Below are 16,754 nucleotides of genomic sequence, written 5' to 3' on the forward strand. Positions count from 1 at the left end.
CTGCTGACCCGATTCACCCTCGCCCTGCCCGCCCTGCGCTGCTACCTCCGCCCCGCTCATGCTGAAGGAAGCCATCCAGGAAGTCCGCGTTTTCGCGCCCGCCACCGTCGCCAATGTCGCCTGCGGCTACGACGTGCTCGGATTCGCCATCGACGCCCCCGGGGACGAAATCGTCGTCCGTCACTGCGACAAGCCCGGCCTTCACATTACCGCCATTACCGGTGACGACGGCAAGCTGCCGAAGAATCCGGAGAAAAACACCGCTGGCGTGGCCGCGCTCGACCTGCTCCGCCACCTCGGCATGACCGACCGCGGCATCGAGATGGAGATCCACAAGAAGATGCCCTTCGGCTCCGGCCTCGGCTCCTCCGCCGCGTCCGCGGTGGCCGGGGCGTATGCGGTGAACTACCTCATCGGCGAACCTCTTTCGAAGAAGCAGCTTCTCCCCTTCGCCATGGCCGGCGAGGCCTCGGCGGACGGCGCGTGGCACGCGGACAATGTCGGCCCCTGTCTGCTCGGCGGCATCGTCTTCATCCGCAGCAATGACGAGCTCGACGTCGCCCAGCTCCCCGCGCCGAAAAACCTCTGGGCAGCAGTGGTGCATCCGGACATCGAGGTGCTGACGAAGGTCGCGCGCGAGATCCTGCCAAAGGACATCCCGCTCGTGAATGCCACCCAGCAGATCGGGAATCTCGGCGGCCTGCTCTGCGGTATCATCCAGGAAGACTACGGCCTGATTTCCCGGTCGATCCACGACGTGATCGCCGAGCCGCGCCGCCAGAAGCTCATCCCGGAATTCTACAAGGCAAAGCGCGCCGCCCTCGCCGCCGGAGCCCTCGGCTTCTCCATCTCCGGAGCCGGTCCCAGCGTCTTCGCCCTCTGCGAAGGCGAGGAATCCGCGAAGAAAGTCGGCGACGCGATCTCGAAGGTCTTCTCCGCCATCCCGCTCGGCAACCAGGTCTACATCTCGAAGATCAACCCCCACGGCGTGCACGTGGTGAGCGAGAAGAAGCCGAAGTGAGCCAAATCACCCTTCGCGATCCCGCCCGCTGAGATCATCGCGCCGGAATAGCCTTTCCGTCCGCATCACGTACACGATGAAAACAAGATCCCCCGCCACCCGGTAGAACAACCGGAGCGGAGGAATCACCAAGTGTCGGTAATCGGTGCCACGCAATTCCATCGGGCACGCCCCCATCTCAGGAAACTTCTCGAGATGATCGACGCGCTCGAACACGCGCCGCACCAAACGCTTCGCTGCCGCCGGATCATCCAGCGAAATGTAATCCGCGATCTCGTCCAGATCCTCCAAGGCGGGATCCGTCCAGATCACTCGAGCCATCTAGCCATCCTCCGCTTTGCATCCTGGTGGGGGACTACCCGGCCTTCCAGAATCGACTTCTCTCCCCTCGCGATCCCTTCGAGGATCTCCATCTTCTTCTGCATGCGGGAGAAGGACTCAACACTCATCAGATAGGCCGCAGGCTGGCCGTGCTGGGTAATCAGGACCGGCTCCTGGTGCTCGCCCAAGTCATCGATGATCTCTGTCGCCCGACGTTTCAAGGTCGTAACCAGTTCACTCCTCATGAAGTGATACTAAAGTATCACTTGGCCGCGGTCAATTCTCCCGTTGTCGGGATTTCGCATCGACTCTCCGGCCTCCATTCAAAAGCCTTTGCCCGGGGCAGATCCCTGGCACTTGGAACTTCTTACTTGGAACTTCGATGCTCTACCACTCCACCAACAATCCCGCCCACCGGGTGGATCTGAAGGAAGCGATCCTGCGCTCGCTGCCGCCGGACAATGGCCTGTACATGCCGGACGTGCTGCCGGTGCTGGGCTCGGACTTCTGGTCGATCTGGCGCGAGCTGACCTTCCAAGAAATCGGCTATGCCGTGGCGCACGCGTTCTTCCATGAGGACGTGCCGGCCCCGGCGCTGCGCGAGATCGTGGAGGGCACCGTCACCTTCGATGCCCCCGTCATCCCGCTCGCACCTGGCGATCACATCCTCGAGCTTTTCCACGGGCCGACGCTTGCCTTCAAGGACTTCGGCGCTCGCTTCATGGCCCGCCTGATGGGTTGGCTGGTCCGCGGGGAGGATCGCAAGCTCACCGTGCTCGTCGCCACCTCCGGCGATACCGGCGGCGCGGTCGCCTCCGCCTTCCATCGCGTGCCGGGCACACGGGTGATCATCCTCTACCCGAAGGGCAAGGTCTCCGGCCTGCAGGAAAAGCAGCTCACCACGCTCGGCGACAATATCACCGCGCTGGAAATCGACGGCACCTTCGATGATTGCCAGCGGCTGGTGAAGTCCGCCTTCCTTGATCGCGAGCTGTCCGAGCGCCTGAATCTCACCTCGGCCAACTCCATCAATCTCTCCCGCCTCGTCCCGCAGAGCTTCTACTACATTCACGGTGCGCGGCAGCTTCCGGAAGGAGTCGATCCGGTCTTCGTCATTCCGTCCGGGAACTTCGGCAACCTCACCGCCGGCCTGCTCGCCGTGCAACTCGGCCTGCCGGTGAAGAAATTCGTCGCCGCCACCAATCTCAACGACGTGGTGCCCGCCTACCTGAAGAGCGGCAATTACCAGCCCCGCCCCAGCACGGCCACCATCTCGAATGCGATGGACGTCGGCGCGCCGTCGAATTTCGCCCGCATGCAGGCGCTCTTCGGCAACTCGTGGGAAGGCATGCGCGGGAAGATCGACGGCCTGTCCTTCACCGACGATCAGACGCGCGCGGCGATCCGCGAGGTGAAGTCGCTTCACCAGTATGAGATCGACCCGCACGGCGCGGTCGGCTGGCTCGCAGCCCGCAAGTGGCGCGCGGCGAATCCCGGCAATGCAACGATCACGCTGGAGACCGCGCACCCCGCGAAATTCCTCGATGTGATGGAGCAGGAAATCGGCAAGGGCTCCGTGGAGATCCCCGAGCGCCTCGCCATCCTCGCCGACCGTGAGAAAGTGGCCGTGCAACTCCCCGCCGACGAGGCCGCCTTCAAGCAGTGGCTGTCATAGGCCCGGGCATCCGGGCGCTTTTTCGCGACAAACGAGGTGCGGCACCGCAGGCTCCGGCCATGCGCTGCCTCCTCCTGATCGTTGCCATGGCTCTGCCTGCTATCGCCCGGACGGGCCAGCAGGACCGGGAGTTCACGGTGAAGACACTCGACCGGATCGCCCGGCCCGTCCTGGAGTCCCTCTCGGAAGGGAGGCTCCGGAAGGAGCTCCCGCTCGGCCCGGGCGAGGCGGACCGCGCCCGGTGGACCTACCTCGAGGCCTTCGGCCGCACCATGGCGGGCATCGCCCCGTGGCTGGCACTCGGACCGGACGAGACCCCTGAGGGAAAGCTGCGCGCCCGCTACATCGCACTCTCCCGCAAGTCCCTCGTCATGGCCACCGATCCCGCGTCGCCGGACCGGATGAATTTCTCCGATGGCGGGCAACCGCTGGTCGATGCCGCCTTCCTTTCCCAGGCCCTGCTCCATGCGCCGGAAGTACTATGGGCACCGTTGACGGACGCGGAGAAGGCGAACGTCGCCGCGGCACTGAAGGAGACCCGCAAGATCAAGCCCTACGAGAGCAACTGGCTCCTTTTCTCCGCGCTGGTGGAGGCCGCGCTCTGGGAGCTGACGGGCGAATGCGAGATGGCCCCGATCCAGCGCGCGCTCGACAAGCACGAGGAGTGGTACGTCGGCGATGGCACCTACGGCGACGGGCCGGACTACCACTGGGACTACTACAACAGCTTCGTGATCCAGCCCGCGATGCTCACCGTGCTGGACACCTGCCAGGCGGAGAAGCATCCGCTCGCCGGACGCCTGCCAAAGGTGACCGAGCGGGCGAAGCGCTTCGCAGCCGTGCAAGAGCGGCTCGTTTCCCCGGAGGGCACCTACCCGGTCATGGGCCGGTCCAGCGCCTATCGCTTCGGGGCCTTCCAGCACCTCTCGATGATGGCGCTGCGAAAGGAGCTGCCGTCCGAGGTCTCCCCTGCCGCTGCACGCGGGGCGCTCACCGCCGTGATCCACCGCACCATCGAGGCACCCGGCACCTTTGACAAAAAGGGCTGGCTGCAGGTCGGCGCGGTCGGCCATCAGCCGTCGATCCGCGAGGGCTACATCTCCACCGGCAGCCTCTACCTGTGTCTCGCCGGACTCCAGCACCTCGGCCTGCCGGCCACCGATCCCTTCTGGACAGCCCCTGCCGAGCCATGGACGCAGAAGCGCATCTGGGCCGGTGAGGACGTGAAGGCGGACAAGGCCATGAAGTAAAAAAGAAAGCCCGGAGATCTCTCCGGGCTTCCGTGATTTCCATCATCGCCGCGCGGCCTCTCGTGGAAGGCGACGCGGCTTGAAAAGATTCGCTTTCCTCAGCTCTTCTTGCGGAGGAATGCAGGGACATCGAGGTCCTCGCCTTCGAAGAGACTTGGCGAGCCACCTTCGAACTTGCCGCGCGGACCGCCTTCGAAGCTGAGTTCACCCTGTCCCTTGCCACCGGCGCGGGCCTTCACGGGCACCACCGGCTTGTCCGGAGCCACCTCTTCCATCCCGGCGAAGACATCGTCGAGATCGTCGAAGACACCCGGCAAGATCACCGGCTTCTCTTCCTTCGCGGCGACGGGCTGATGAACCGGCTCTTCCGGAGCAGGTGCTTCCTCTTCCTCAATCGAGAAGAAAGCGGGAGCTTCTTCCTCCGGCTCATCGTTGATGTCCGGGAAATCATTCTCCACCTGTGGCTGGGGCTTCAGGCTCACGACTTCCTCCATCGACCCGCCGAACGCTTCCGGTGCGGAGGTCCGCTGTGGAGCGGCGCGATCAATGGTGAAGGGCGATTGCTCGGGCTCGGCGAAAGGGGTCGATTCCTCTTCAACCGGCAAAGGTGCAGGCTTCGGCTTCGTGGTGAACTCGGCCACCACCGGCTTCGACTCTTCGAAAAGCGTGGCGGCGGCGATTGCCTTGGCCACGGAGGCCGGCGGCTCGGCCTTCTGCACCGGGAGGGGCTCCACCACGGGTGCGGGAGCAGGCTCGGCGACGACGCGGACCGGTTCCGGCGCACGCACCGGCTCGGGCTCGCGGACGGCTTCACGCACGGGCTCCGGAGCGCGGGCTGGCGGCGGCGGGGCCACGGCTACAGGCTCGGGTTCCGGCTCTTCCTCCGGCTCATCCATGGAAAAACCCACGGTGGGCTCCAGCAGGGCGGGCCTCTCCATCGGAGCGGTGCGCGTGGCGTGCAGGCGATCTTCCGGCAGCGAGCTCACCATCGTGATGCTCAGGCTCTCGCCCATGCTCGGATCGACTGCCGCGCCGAAGAGCACGTGAGCCTTGTCCGGCACGTACTTCGAGAGGCTCTGCATCAGCAGCTCGATCTCATACAGCGTGAGATCCTGGCCACCACAGAGGTGGACGAGCACCGTCTCGGTGTCGCGGAGCAGCGCGCCCTGGTCGAGCAGCGGGCTGTTGAGGGCATTGCGCAGCGCCTTCTGCGCGCGGTCCTTGCCGCTGGCGATGCCGGAGCCGAAGAGACAACGCGAGCGCGTGGTGCGCAGCGCGGTCATCAGGTCATCGAGGCCGACATTGATCAGACCCGGACGGATCACCAGGCGGATCACCGCCTTGATGCTCTCGGAGATCATGCGGTCCGCGGCGGCGAAGGCCTCGTGGATGCCCTGCTTCGCCAGCACGAGATCGCCCATGCGGGTGTTGTCGAAGGTGACGAGCGCGTTCGAAAGCACCGCCAGCTCGTTGAGCGCGGTGTCCGCCTGGTCGCGGCGACGGCGGCCTTCGAAGCTGAAGGGCATGGTGGCGAAGACCACGACGAAAGCGCCCTCTTCCCGCGCGATGCGGCAGATGATGGGAGCCGCGCCGGAGCCCGTGCCACCGCCGAGACCCACGCAGAGGAAGACGATCTTGCGGCCCTTCAGTGCGGCGCGGATCTCGCTCTCCGCCTCGAGGATCGCCTGCTGGCCGAGCTCGGGATCGCCACCGCAGCCGAGGCCCTTGGTGAGATTCCGGCCGAGCTGGATGCGCTCGCGGGCGACCGAGCCGGAGAGCGTGCGGATGTCGGTATTCACCGCCAGCATCTCGGCTCCGTCCATGCCATCGAGGACCACCCGGTCGAGCATGTTGGTCCCCGCACCGCCGAGGCCGACGATCTTCACGGAGGACGAGGGAATGGTGTTCTGGGGGTCGCGTGGGAATTCGATCATGTCAGGGTTGGCGGCCGGGCCGCCGGAATGTGGTTATTTTGAGAAGGGCCAAAGACGACGCAGGAAACCGCGCTTCGGTTCGCGCTCGGCCTCGATGATCTGCGCGTAGCGGATCAGGCCGATGGCGGTGGTGAACTGGGGGTCCTTGAAATTCGCTTGCACGCCGCTCAGCTCCGGCGGCTCGGGGCGGTAGATGTCCCGCTTGAAGATATCGTGCGCCAACTCGCCGAAGCCACGCATGAGGCTGCTGCCGCCGGACAGGAAGACACCCGTGCCGACGCGATCCATCGCCCCGTGCGGCAGGCGGCGCAGCAGGAGCTTCAGCGTCTCCTCCATGCGCTGGCGGATGATGTCGTTGAGAAGCTGGCGCTTCACCTCGGCCTCGGCGAAGCCCTTGTCGTCGGACACCTTGATGATGCCCACGGAGCGCGCGGGATCCGCGGAGGCATCCCCCTCGCGCACCTTCAGCGTCTCCGCCTTCGAGAAAGCGAGGCCGGTCACGAGGTGGATGTCGTTCGTGATGTGATCCCCGCCGACGGGGATGCAGCCGGAGGCCTCGATCGCACCGTCGAGGTAAAGTACGTAGTCCGTAGTACCACCGCCGATGTCGATGACCAGCGCGCCGCGCTCCTTCGACTCGCGGTCGAGCGCCACCTGCGCGGAGGCGATGGGGGCGAAGACGAGGTCGTCGATGTCCAGCGGCATCTCGCGGACGCACTTGATCTGGTTCTCGATCCGCGAGCGGATGCCGTGGATCACGTGGAAATCCGCATCGACCGTCTTCCCCGACAGCCCGACCGGCGAGGTCGCGTGCTCGAAGCCATCCACTCCGAAGCGGCGGATGATGTGATGGAGGTAAACGTGGTCCGCCGGGATCGCCACGGCACGGGCGATCTCCTTTGCCTCCTGCACGTGGGCTGGCGCGATGACCGATTCATCGTCCGGCAGGCGGAAGCTGCCACGATTGTTCACGCCATGGATGTGCGAGCCCGTGACAGAGAGATAGACGCTGCCGATCTCGACATCGCTGGCATCCTCCGCCTTCACCAGCGCATCCTTCAGGCAGGTGCGGACCTGAGGGAAGTCGTAGATCTCGCCCTTCCGCACGCCGACGGACTTCGACTGGCCGACGCCGAGGATCTTGACGGAGCCATCCGACTTCACTTCTCCCACCACCATGCAGATCTTGCTGGTGCCGATTTCTAGTCCGACGTGGATCTTCGAGCGAGGCATGGGGAGGTTCAGCGATTCAGGAGATTTTGGAGGTCGCGGGACCGGCGGTCCGGCGGGGCGACGGGTACGGGCTCGTCGATGAGGATGGCGCGGGGTGCACCTTCACCGTGAAGCACGACGGGGATATTCCGCTCGGGGATGAGCTCGATGGAAGCGATGTGCTGGTCCTGCTCGCGGGCATGCACCAGCGCGGCATGCAGGTCGCTCATCTGGCGCTCGTGATCGCCGAGGCCGAAGGAAGCGCGAGTCCCCTCGTGCGAGACCAGCTCCAGCGACCACGCGCGGCTCTGGCGCAGCGTGTCGATCCACTGGTCGGCACGGTCGATGCGGCCGCAGGCGACCTGATAGAGACGATTGAGGCGGCTGAATTCCGGATGCTCCACCAGCTTCCCGGCGGCCGGGGCTTCACCACCCTCACCAAGCTCGAAGACCGGCAGCCCGGACACATCGTCCCGCATGTCCGGCGGGCAGTGGAAGGCGAAGCCCTTCTTGTCCACCAGCAGGCCGGCCTGAGGATCGCGGGCGGGAATGCCGTGCGACGGCGAGGAAACCCACACATGCGGGGTACGGGCGGTGACCTGCACGATCAGGGTGCCCGGGAACTCCCGGCGGACGCTGACGGTCGCAAGCTCGGGCAGCGCGCGGAGCTTTGCCTCGATCTCCTCGGCATCGCAGTCGAAGAGGCTGCCATTCAGATCGATGCCCGCCACCTGCACCAGGCGGCGCTCGTCGATGGCGGGATTTGGCGTCAGCTCGATCGCCTGGAGCTGGAATTTCTCGTTCTCCAGCAATCCACGATCAATGCCGTACTTCACCCCCCACGCCGCCGCACCGAGGAACGCGAGGAAGACGGCGAAACGCACCATCTTCCGCAGGCTCTTCAGGACGCTATACCAAACGATGCGCGGCGACACGACCTTCGCCTGAAGCTCGATGACCTGGCGACGGTGATGGACTCGTGAAGTGCGGCGCTTGAACATGGGATGAGGGAGGGTTCGTTATCGGGAACGAAGGGCCAGCGACAGTTCGGCGATCTTGAGGCAAAGCGCGGTGAAGTCGATCCCCTGGGCGGCGGCGGACTTCGGCAGCAGGCTCGTCTCAGTCATGCCGGGGATCGTGTTTGCCTCCAGCACGAAGGGATTTCCGGCAGCATCCAGCAGGACATCGACGCGCGAATAAACTTCCACGCCCAGCGAGCGGTGACCGGCGAGCGCGGCTTCCAGCACTCGGCGCGTGGTCTCGGCATCGAGATCGGCGGGGCAGTAGTAGTCGCTGCCCACTCCCCCGCTCAGCCAGGGATACTTGTTCGCCATGTCGTAGAAGCCATCGCGCGGGGCGATGTGGACGATGGGCATGGCGGTGTCCTCGAGGATACCGACGGTGAGTTCCTTGCCCTCGACGAAGGCTTCCACGAGGATGTCATTGCCATACTTCGCGGCGGTCTCCATCGCAGCCATGGCCTGGGCCTCGTCCTTCACGATGGTCACGCCGACGCTCGATCCCTCGCGCGGCGGCTTCACCACGAAGGGCACGGGAATGGTCGGCAGCTTCGGACCGGCGGAGACGTCCACGATCTCCGACGCCGGAGTCGGCACGCCCGCGACGAGGAATTTCTCCTTCGCGAGATTCTTGTCGAAGGCGATGCGGCTGCTGGTCACGCCCGCGCCGGTGTAGGGCACGCCGCGGTCTTCCAGGATTTGCTGGAGCTGGCCGTCCTCGCCGAAGGTCCCGTGGATCACGTTGTAGGCCAGACCGGTGCCGGCAGGCAGCTCGAAATCCGGCCCGGAGACATCCACCGGCACCGCATTGTATCCGGCGGTCTGCAGCGCCTTGAGCACGGCATTGCCAGAGGCGAGCGAGACATCGCGCTCGGAGCCGGGGCCGCCCATCAAGACGGCGATGAGGAGATCTTTCGCGATCATGGTCTTCAGAAAGTGTATTCGTCTTCGCCGAGGACCTTCACCTCGGTTTCCAGCTCGATGCCGCGGCTTTCGCGGGCGGCAGCCTTGATGCGCTCGATGACGGCGAGCACCTCGCTTGCCGTCGCGCCGCCGCCATTGACGATGAAGTTTCCGTGGACCTCGGAGACGCGGGCTTTGCCCTCGTTGCATCCCTTCAGCCCCAGCTCGTCCACCAGCTTGCCGGCCGGAGTCTCGGTGGGATTCTTGAAGATGCAACCGGCACTGGCGGCGACGGGTTGGGAGGTGCGGCGCTTCGACCGCGACGCATCCCAGCGGCCCTGGATCGCCTCGGCGGTATCGGGCTTGCCCTCGAAGACGGCCTGCAGCGCGAAGTTCCGCCGCAGCTCCGGCACGTCGCGGTAGTTCGCCACGATCTCGTCTCGCGAGCGCACGCGGATCTCGCCGTCCTCGTCGAGGAAGGTCACGCTGGCCACCTGGTCAAAGGTCTCCGTGCCCATGGCGCCGGCATTCATGCGGAGGGCACCGCCGACATTCCCGGGAATGCCTTCCATCCACTCGAAGCCGCCGATGCCCGCGGCCTGCGCGACGCTGGCGACCTTCTTCAGGCGCACTCCGGCTCCGGCGATGACCTTGCCATCCTCGACGCGGCACTCGGAGAAAACCCCGCCGCTTGGATGCACCACCGCACCGCGCATGCCACCGTCGCGCACCAGCAGGTTCGACCCGCGGCCGACGACACGCAGCGCGATGCCACGCTCGCGGCAATGATTCACCACCGCGGCAAAAGCCCCGAAGCTGTGCGGCTCGATCCAGAACTGCGCGGGACCGCCGACCAGCATCGTCGTGTGGCGGCGCATCGGCTCGTAGAGCTTTGCATCGATCTCATCGACCGGAGCGAGGCGCAGGATTTCCTCCAGCACCTTCAGGTCGTTCGCGATGCGCGTGCCCGCCTCGTGGACATTGCCCGCGCCGAGCGTGATGAGCAGGTCGCCCGGCTCCAGGAAATTTCCGACCACGTGATGGGCCGTGGCGAGATTCGGCAGCGAGACGACATCGCCGTCGCCATGCCGCTTCGCCGCTTCTACAAGAGTCGCGCCGCTCACGCCGGGGATGGGCAATTCGCTCGCAGGATAGACATCGGTCACGAAGACCTTGTCCGCCGCCTGCAGCACCTTTCCGAAATCATCGGCCAGCGCCTGCGTCCGCGTGTAGCGGTGCGGCTGGAAAAGCACGACCACGCGGCCCGGCTTCAGCGAGCGCGCCGTCTGCAGCGTCGCGGCCAGCTCCGTCGGGTGGTGGCCGTAGTCGTCCACGATGCGCAGGCGCTGCGAGAGGTACTTCGTTTCGAAGCGGCGTTTGGCACCGGCGAAGGTATTCAGCGCGCGGGATACCAGGCGGAAGTCCGCGCCGAGCTTGTCCGCCGTGGCGATTGCGGCGAGCGCATTGAGCACATTGTGACGGCCGGGGATGCCGAGCTCGACATCGCCGAGGATCTCGCCATTCCGCACCACGGTGAATGCGGTGGCACCACGCAGCTCGCGGATCTCAGCCGCGGTGTAGTCGGCACCGGACCAGCCGTAGCTGACCGCCTGAGCCGACTTCGTGGCCACCTCCGTGGCAACCGCGCATTCCTTGCAATACACGACGGGACCGGAGGTCTGGTTCACCAGCGTGGTGAAGACTTCCTTGATCTCGTCGAGGTCTTTGTAGTGATCGAGGTGCTCGGCCTCGATGTTGAGGATGATCGAGCAGGCCGGGTGGTAGAGCGCCAGCGTGCCGTCGCTTTCATCGCCCTCGGCCACCATCCATTCGCCGTCTTCCGACCAGCGGGCGTTCGCGCCCAGCACGGGGATTTCCGCACCGACATAGTGGCTCGGTTGCAGCCCGGCCTCGCGCAGCGAGTGGGCGACCATTGAGGATGTCGTCGTCTTCCCGTGCGTGCCTGAGACCACGATGCCCTTCCGCGTGTGAAGGATGGCGGCGAGACAGACGGCGCGACGGATCACCGGGGTGCCGGCAGCGGTCGCCGCGGCGTAGGCGGAATTTTCCGGGCGGATCGCCGAGGAATACACCACCACGTCCGCACCCTGCACCGCCTCCGCCGTGTGCGGGGATGAGAATGCCAGGCCGAGCTTTTGCAGCCGCTCGGTCTCGCCCGAGGTCACGCGGTCCGAGCCGCTGACGCGATGCCCCATGCCCATGAGCAGCAGCGCCAGCCCGCTCATCCCCGAGCCTGCCACCCCGATGAGGTGGATGCGCAGCGGGTGGTCGCGGTCGGTCAGTCTGGCGCTCAGGTCGTTCATCTATCTATTTCCGGGAAAGGGTCGCTTCGATCGCATCGCAGACCCGCGCGGCAGCGTCGGGCACGGCGAGCGAACGGGCCGCTTGTGCCATGCGTTCGCGGGTTTGCAAGTCGCTCATCAGCGAGGTGACACGCGCCGCCAGTTTCGCGGCATCCAGCGCACCTTCCGGTTCTAAAAACGCAGCACCCGCTTTTTCAAAAACTTCCGCATTCCGCGTCTGATGATCATCCGCCGCGTAGGGAAATGGCACGAGGATGGAAGGCAGCCCGAGGAACGATAGCTCCGTCATGCTCGATGCCCCGGAACGCGAGAGAACCGCATCAGATGCAGCATAGGCCGAGGGCATGTCATCGCAAAAACCGATCACGCGATAGCCGTGACGAGCGCCGGCCTCCTGCTCCACCCGCGCCTCGTCCAGAGGACCGGCGATGTGCAGCACCTGCGTTCCTTTTGGAAAATCGGGGAATGCCATCGCCACGAGCGAATTCAGGCGGCGGGCTCCCTGGCTGCCGCCGGTGACGAGCAATGTCGGCTTCGAGGGATCTAGCCCGAACTTCGCCGCGGCGTCCTTCCGGCCAGGCAAGCTGCGCATCTCCGCGCGCACCGGGGTGCCGGTCTGGACGACATCCATGCCGGGGAAGAAGGCCTTCGCGGGATCCATGCCGATGAAAACCTTCCGGCAAAATTTCGAGGTCAGGCGGTTCGCCTTGCCGGGCAGCGCATTCGAGTCGTGGACGAAGGCAGGCAGGCCCGCCCGCTTCGCCGCCCAGCAGGGAGGCAGCGAGGTGAAGCCCCCCATGCCGAGCACGGCGTCCGCCTTGAATTCCTTCAGCAGCGCGCCGCAGCGGCCCTTCGTGCTCCAGAGCTTCGCGAGGAACGACAGCATCTTCGGCGAAAAGGTCGCGGGCTTGGCGATCGCCGGGACCGTCTCGAAGCGATACTGCGGGTATTTCCGCTTCGCCTCCTGGTCGATCTTCTTCTCAGAGATGAGCAGCAGGACCTCGCCTCCGCGAGCCGTCCACTCCTCTGCCACCGCAAGTCCGGGGAAGAGATGCCCCCCCGTGCCGCCGCACGCGATTACCAACGACGATTTCCCGCCTGAGTGATCCATAAATCCGGTGTCCCTACGCCCACGGCAAACGACACCGTTGGCAACGGCAAAGAATGCAACATTTCTTGATTATCAAGGCAATCGTCAAAACGGATTGGCGGTCGCTTTTGCGAGCACCTATTGGCGCGCCAGCTTTTCGCCGGAAAAACGGTCCGAATCTCCCCCTCCCGAATGCTGCGTGAGCACCGCCGTATACGTAGTAAATTGTCCGGTTTTGCGAAACATGTAGCAAAATCCTCTAGAACCACCAACCACGTGACTGAAATCATCCAGATCCAAATTATTAATACATCTTTACCAATTTCACCCCACCTCTAGCCACCAGCGACTTACACCACCACCACGAAAAACACCCGCCATCGCCGAAAAACGGCAACATATCTCACCCTACGCAGACGCGTAATAAAAAAAGACCTTGAAGAGGCGTGCCATCCCAACTTCGATGGCCGCGTTCCCCCGAACCGGCCTGAGCCGAAAGACGCCCCCCGACCGGACGCTCAGCCGCCATCCGAAACGACCAGAGGAATCCCCCCATCCGAAGTCGCTTCCCCTGAAAGATCCCCGTTCATCTCCCCCCAGACCCGAACCGGAATTTTTCCCCAGTTAGTGTGTGTGTTAGTGTGTGTTAGTTAACGTTGTCAGCCGCCCGGCGGGTCAGTTCCCCCGATCCGCCGGGCGGCTCGCTTCGAAAACCGGTAGGGCCGATTCCCCCTACCCGCTCACCGCAAGCCGGCCACTCCGCCCCTACTCTTCATATGCTCCAGCGGGGGCATGGACGCCACGGGAACCACACCCCGCCACGGAACTCACAAGCCTTGTGATCGCAGGATCTGCTGCGTGTGCTGCGGCATCGATTCGAAGTTGGTCTCCAGATAGGACTTCACCTCATCCGGTCGGACGTTGAGCCAAGCCAAGATGACCGCCGTACGGGCTAGATCCTCAACACCTTCGCGCTCGAGGTAGCGGATAGCATAGTTCGGATCCAACTCCACCATTTCGGACACAACAGCGCCCATAGCAGCCGGGCTCATCCGGCCTGGATTTTCATCCATAAGAGCCGCCGCGGTGGACGGGCTGGTCTTGCTCAGGCCCTCCGCCAATGAACCCGAGATCCCGTAAGCCACGCTGTCGGGCAACTCCTTGAAATAGCCCGTGGCCGCCGAGGGATTCGTCTCCGCCCAGCGGGCCAGCACCTTGTTCATCGAGTGAAGCGGCAAAGTTTCTCGAGCGGTCAGGCGACCGATGATCCAGTCGGAGGATTCCGGGGTCAGCTCAGCCTCACACAGCCGCGACACCACGGCATACAGAGCGCTGTCCCGCGTCGCACCCGCAGGCAGGGTGTCGAAGGAAGCAAGGGCTTCCCTTGCATCCTTCGCGACCCATTTTTGGAAAACGATATCCATGTTGCTGCGTTCGGCATCGGTGCCCATGCGCTGGAGTATCCACTCGACGGCGGCCCGCGGATCGGTATTCGCCATCTCCTTGGCGATGAGATTAGTGGCGCCCTTGCGCAGATTCTCGTCCGTGAGCCCGTCGAGCCACCGGATCATCGACTCCTCGCCTCGGGCGACGATCTGGGGAAGCATGCCCTCCAGAACGGCACGGCGACCCAAGCCGGAGGGCATCTTCGACATCAGGGATTCCGCGCGATTCAGGTCATCAGCGGCCATGCTGGATATCAGTCCACACATGAAGGGATCCACCACATCGGGATGACGGTCTCCGGACCTCGCTGTCGCCCAGGCGATCGCGGCATCCGGATCTCTTGCACCCCAAACTTTGCCCACCATCTGTAGGACGGTCTCGCTCGGATCGGCTCCGCAGAATTTGAGTACCGCGGCGGGATCGTAGTGGGCCCAAGCGGCGAGCAACACCTGCCCTGCGGAAGCAACTGCCTCCTCCTGGGAGGCCGTTTCCGGCTCTTGTCGCTTCAGGAAGATTGCGATCTCCTCAAACTCCTCCGGATTCATCTTCGCGATGAAGCGGTCGAGCGCCTGCGCACGGGAGAGAGGATCGGCGTTGCCGAGGATCGCGCGGAGCATCGCCAGACGACCCTCCTTCGTATTCGGAAAGGTGCCGGTGGACACCGTCTGGCGATCGATGGACCTCCTGGCTTTTCCATCGACGGATTGCCTGGAGGGCTCCGCCACATCGGCTACGGCGGCAATGCTTTCCCTCCCGGCGTCGAAGCCATTGCTGCGTCCGGCGAGGAAGGCGCTGGTACCGATCGCGACGACGGCACCTGCGGTATAGAGTTGGGACTTGGTCATCAGGGTGAGGGTGGTGAGGGAAAAGGTGGGCGTGGCGGCGGCGGAAAGGCTGCCGGAGCAAATCGCGGCGACCTGCGAGCTCGTGGCGGCATTCGCCGCAGGGGCACTGAGATAGGCGGCCAGCGCCGTGACGGTGAGGGTGCCAGCTCCGGCTCCCATACCGGGAAGCGGGCTGACCACGAGACGTTCGCGGAGCTTCGCAAGCGCGCGTTCCACCCGCTTGCGGACGGCAGCGCTGCTCAGCCCCAACCGGCGGGCCACCTCGTCCGAGCTGAGTCGTTCCATGAAACGCAACGCCAGCAATTGCCGGTCCTGCTCCGGCAGGCGTAGCATCTCGCGGTCGAGCAACGGGGCGATGGCACTCCAAACGTCGCCGCCTCCCTCTTCCGAAGGGACCAACTCGGCGATCTCCTCGCGCTTTTCGCGACGGGATTCGGAACGCACCACATCCAGCGCGCGGCGGACCGTCTGGCGATGGAGCCAGGCCGACAAGACAATCTCCGGCGGAAGCTGCCGTCCCTTGCGGGCCAGCATCAGGAAAACTTCCTGCGCCACGTCATCGATCCACCCGGAGCGTCCGCCGAGCACCCGCCTGGCCGTCTCCTGCACCACCGGCAGATGGCGCTCCACCAGCCTGCGGAAAGCATCCGCATTCCCATCCTCCACATACCGACGGAAGTCCGCTTCACCGCGGGCAGCATCGGAGGATCGGGAGAAGAGTCGGAAGGCAGGCACGACGAAGGAAAGCGTTTCTACCTATGTATCGCCGCCATTTGCCAAATGTGACATTTGCCGAGAATCGGGATCGGCCCGATGCGAGGGAGCCTTTCAGGAATCGTGCTCCTGATACGGCATGTTCGCTCGCGAACCGCCCAACAACTCTGCCCGGCGCTGCCTCTTCTCGAACAACTGCGTCTCGGTGTAGCCCGCCGACTTGGCCCACTCGATGGCCTTTGCAAAATCCCGCGCGACCTCGCCCGGTGCGTGTGAGTCGGAGGAAATCACCAGCGGAATGCCCGCCTGGTGCGCGAGTGCCAGAAATTGCGGATGCGGGTAGGCTTCCTCACAAGGCTTGTGCCAGCCCGCGGTATTCAGCTCGATCGTGCAGCCCGAGGCGGCGATGACCTCGATGGCCGGCTCGTAGAAGCGCGCGAGGTCACCCGCGGGGCGGTGGGAGAATTTCTTCACCAGATCCGGGTGGCCGAGGATGTCAAATAGGCGGCTCTTCGCCATCTCGGCGTAGGTTTGCCAGTAGCTCGTCCAGACGGCATCGACATCCGACTCCGCCCAGCGGCCGAGCCACTTCGGATTGTCGAAGTCCCAGACGCCCAGGTAGTGGACGGACCCGATGAGGTAGTCCCACGGGTAGCGTCCGGCCAGATCCTCGATCCAGCCCTCGCAGCCGGGCAGCCAGTCGCACTCCATCCCGGCGCGGACCGGCATGCTCCCGGCGGCGGCGCGGGCGCGCTCGATCCAGTCATAGTAGGCAGGCAGGTCGCTTTCCAGCATCCGCCAGTCGTCGAAGGGCTCCGGGCGGGCCGGGGCGTGGTCCGAGACCCCGTATTCCGTGAGACCGGCGGCGAGCGCGGCGGCGATGTATTCCTCGGGCTCTCCCGTCGCGTGAAGGCAAAGGGGCGTGTGGGTGTGGTAATCGGCCGGCACGTCGGAAATGTCGCAGGGATTCGGGTTGCTAGGCTTTCGTTAGGGATACTAA

Annotated in this window: 13 protein-coding genes; 3 read left to right on the forward strand and 10 right to left on the reverse strand. The window is 64.8% G+C overall.

The features are described from left to right. Positions 1-58: 58 nt before the first annotated feature. Complete coding sequence (locus OKA04_RS15135; protein WP_264502022.1) at positions 59-1,021, forward strand: homoserine kinase; 963 nt, start codon at positions 59-61, stop codon at positions 1,019-1,021. Positions 1,022-1,027: 6 nt separating this feature from the next. Here OKA04_RS15135 and OKA04_RS15140 read toward each other — a convergent pair whose 3' ends face one another. Continuing rightward, the gene (locus OKA04_RS15140; RefSeq protein WP_264502023.1) at positions 1,028-1,342 is read right to left on the reverse strand and encodes a type II toxin-antitoxin system RelE/ParE family toxin; all 315 of its coding nucleotides are present in this window, start codon (positions 1,340-1,342) and stop codon (positions 1,028-1,030) included. After that, complete coding sequence (locus OKA04_RS15145; protein ID WP_264502024.1) at positions 1,330-1,587, reverse strand: type II toxin-antitoxin system Phd/YefM family antitoxin; 258 nt, start codon at positions 1,585-1,587, stop codon at positions 1,330-1,332. Before OKA04_RS15145 ends, OKA04_RS15140 begins: the two co-directional genes overlap by 13 nt. A 137-nt stretch (positions 1,588-1,724) precedes the next feature. Between OKA04_RS15145 and thrC the strand changes: the two genes are divergently transcribed. Together thrC and OKA04_RS15155 are read left to right on the forward strand one after the other, a co-directional pair. After that, positions 1,725-3,017: a threonine synthase gene (gene thrC / locus OKA04_RS15150; RefSeq protein WP_264502025.1), complete on the forward strand. Its 1,293-nt coding sequence runs from the start codon at positions 1,725-1,727 to the stop codon at positions 3,015-3,017. Positions 3,018-3,076: 59 nt separating this feature from the next. Next, positions 3,077-4,267: a DUF2264 domain-containing protein gene (locus tag OKA04_RS15155; RefSeq protein ID WP_264502026.1), complete on the forward strand. Its 1,191-nt coding sequence runs from the start codon at positions 3,077-3,079 to the stop codon at positions 4,265-4,267. Between the two features lie 98 nt (positions 4,268-4,365). Here OKA04_RS15155 and OKA04_RS15160 read toward each other — a convergent pair whose 3' ends face one another. From OKA04_RS15160 to OKA04_RS15195, 8 genes are all read right to left on the reverse strand, one after another. Then, positions 4,366-6,201, reverse strand: coding sequence for a hypothetical protein (locus OKA04_RS15160; protein WP_264502027.1), 1,836 nt, complete (start codon positions 6,199-6,201; stop codon positions 4,366-4,368). A gap of 33 nt (positions 6,202-6,234) precedes the next feature. After that, positions 6,235-7,434: a cell division protein FtsA gene (gene ftsA, locus OKA04_RS15165; RefSeq protein WP_264502028.1), complete on the reverse strand. Its 1,200-nt coding sequence runs from the start codon at positions 7,432-7,434 to the stop codon at positions 6,235-6,237. Between the two features lie 8 nt (positions 7,435-7,442). Next, entirely contained in the window at positions 7,443-8,414 is a 972-nt protein-coding gene (locus OKA04_RS15170; RefSeq protein WP_264502029.1) for a cell division protein FtsQ/DivIB, read from the reverse strand. Positions 8,415-8,432: 18 nt separating this feature from the next. Continuing rightward, positions 8,433-9,356, reverse strand: coding sequence for a D-alanine--D-alanine ligase (locus OKA04_RS15175; RefSeq protein WP_264502030.1), 924 nt, complete (start codon positions 9,354-9,356; stop codon positions 8,433-8,435). A 5-nt stretch (positions 9,357-9,361) separates the two neighbouring features. Continuing rightward, positions 9,362-11,659 (reverse strand): UDP-N-acetylmuramate--L-alanine ligase, encoded by a 2,298-nt coding sequence (gene murC, locus OKA04_RS15180; RefSeq protein WP_264502031.1) that lies wholly within the window; start codon positions 11,657-11,659, stop codon positions 9,362-9,364. Between the two features lie 4 nt (positions 11,660-11,663). After that, the gene (gene murG / locus OKA04_RS15185; protein ID WP_264502032.1) at positions 11,664-12,770 is read right to left on the reverse strand and encodes an undecaprenyldiphospho-muramoylpentapeptide beta-N-acetylglucosaminyltransferase; all 1,107 of its coding nucleotides are present in this window, start codon (positions 12,768-12,770) and stop codon (positions 11,664-11,666) included. 806 nt (positions 12,771-13,576) lie between these two features. Then, positions 13,577-15,775 (reverse strand): RNA polymerase sigma factor, encoded by a 2,199-nt coding sequence (locus tag OKA04_RS15190; protein WP_264502033.1) that lies wholly within the window; start codon positions 15,773-15,775, stop codon positions 13,577-13,579. A gap of 93 nt (positions 15,776-15,868) precedes the next feature. Further along, positions 15,869-16,702, reverse strand: coding sequence for a histidinol-phosphatase HisJ family protein (locus tag OKA04_RS15195; RefSeq protein WP_264502034.1), 834 nt, complete (start codon positions 16,700-16,702; stop codon positions 15,869-15,871). Positions 16,703-16,754 lie beyond the last annotated feature (52 nt).

The sequence above is a fragment of the Luteolibacter flavescens genome, assembly GCF_025950085.1.
GTDB classification, from domain to species: Bacteria; Verrucomicrobiota; Verrucomicrobiia; order Verrucomicrobiales; family Akkermansiaceae; genus Haloferula; species Haloferula flavescens.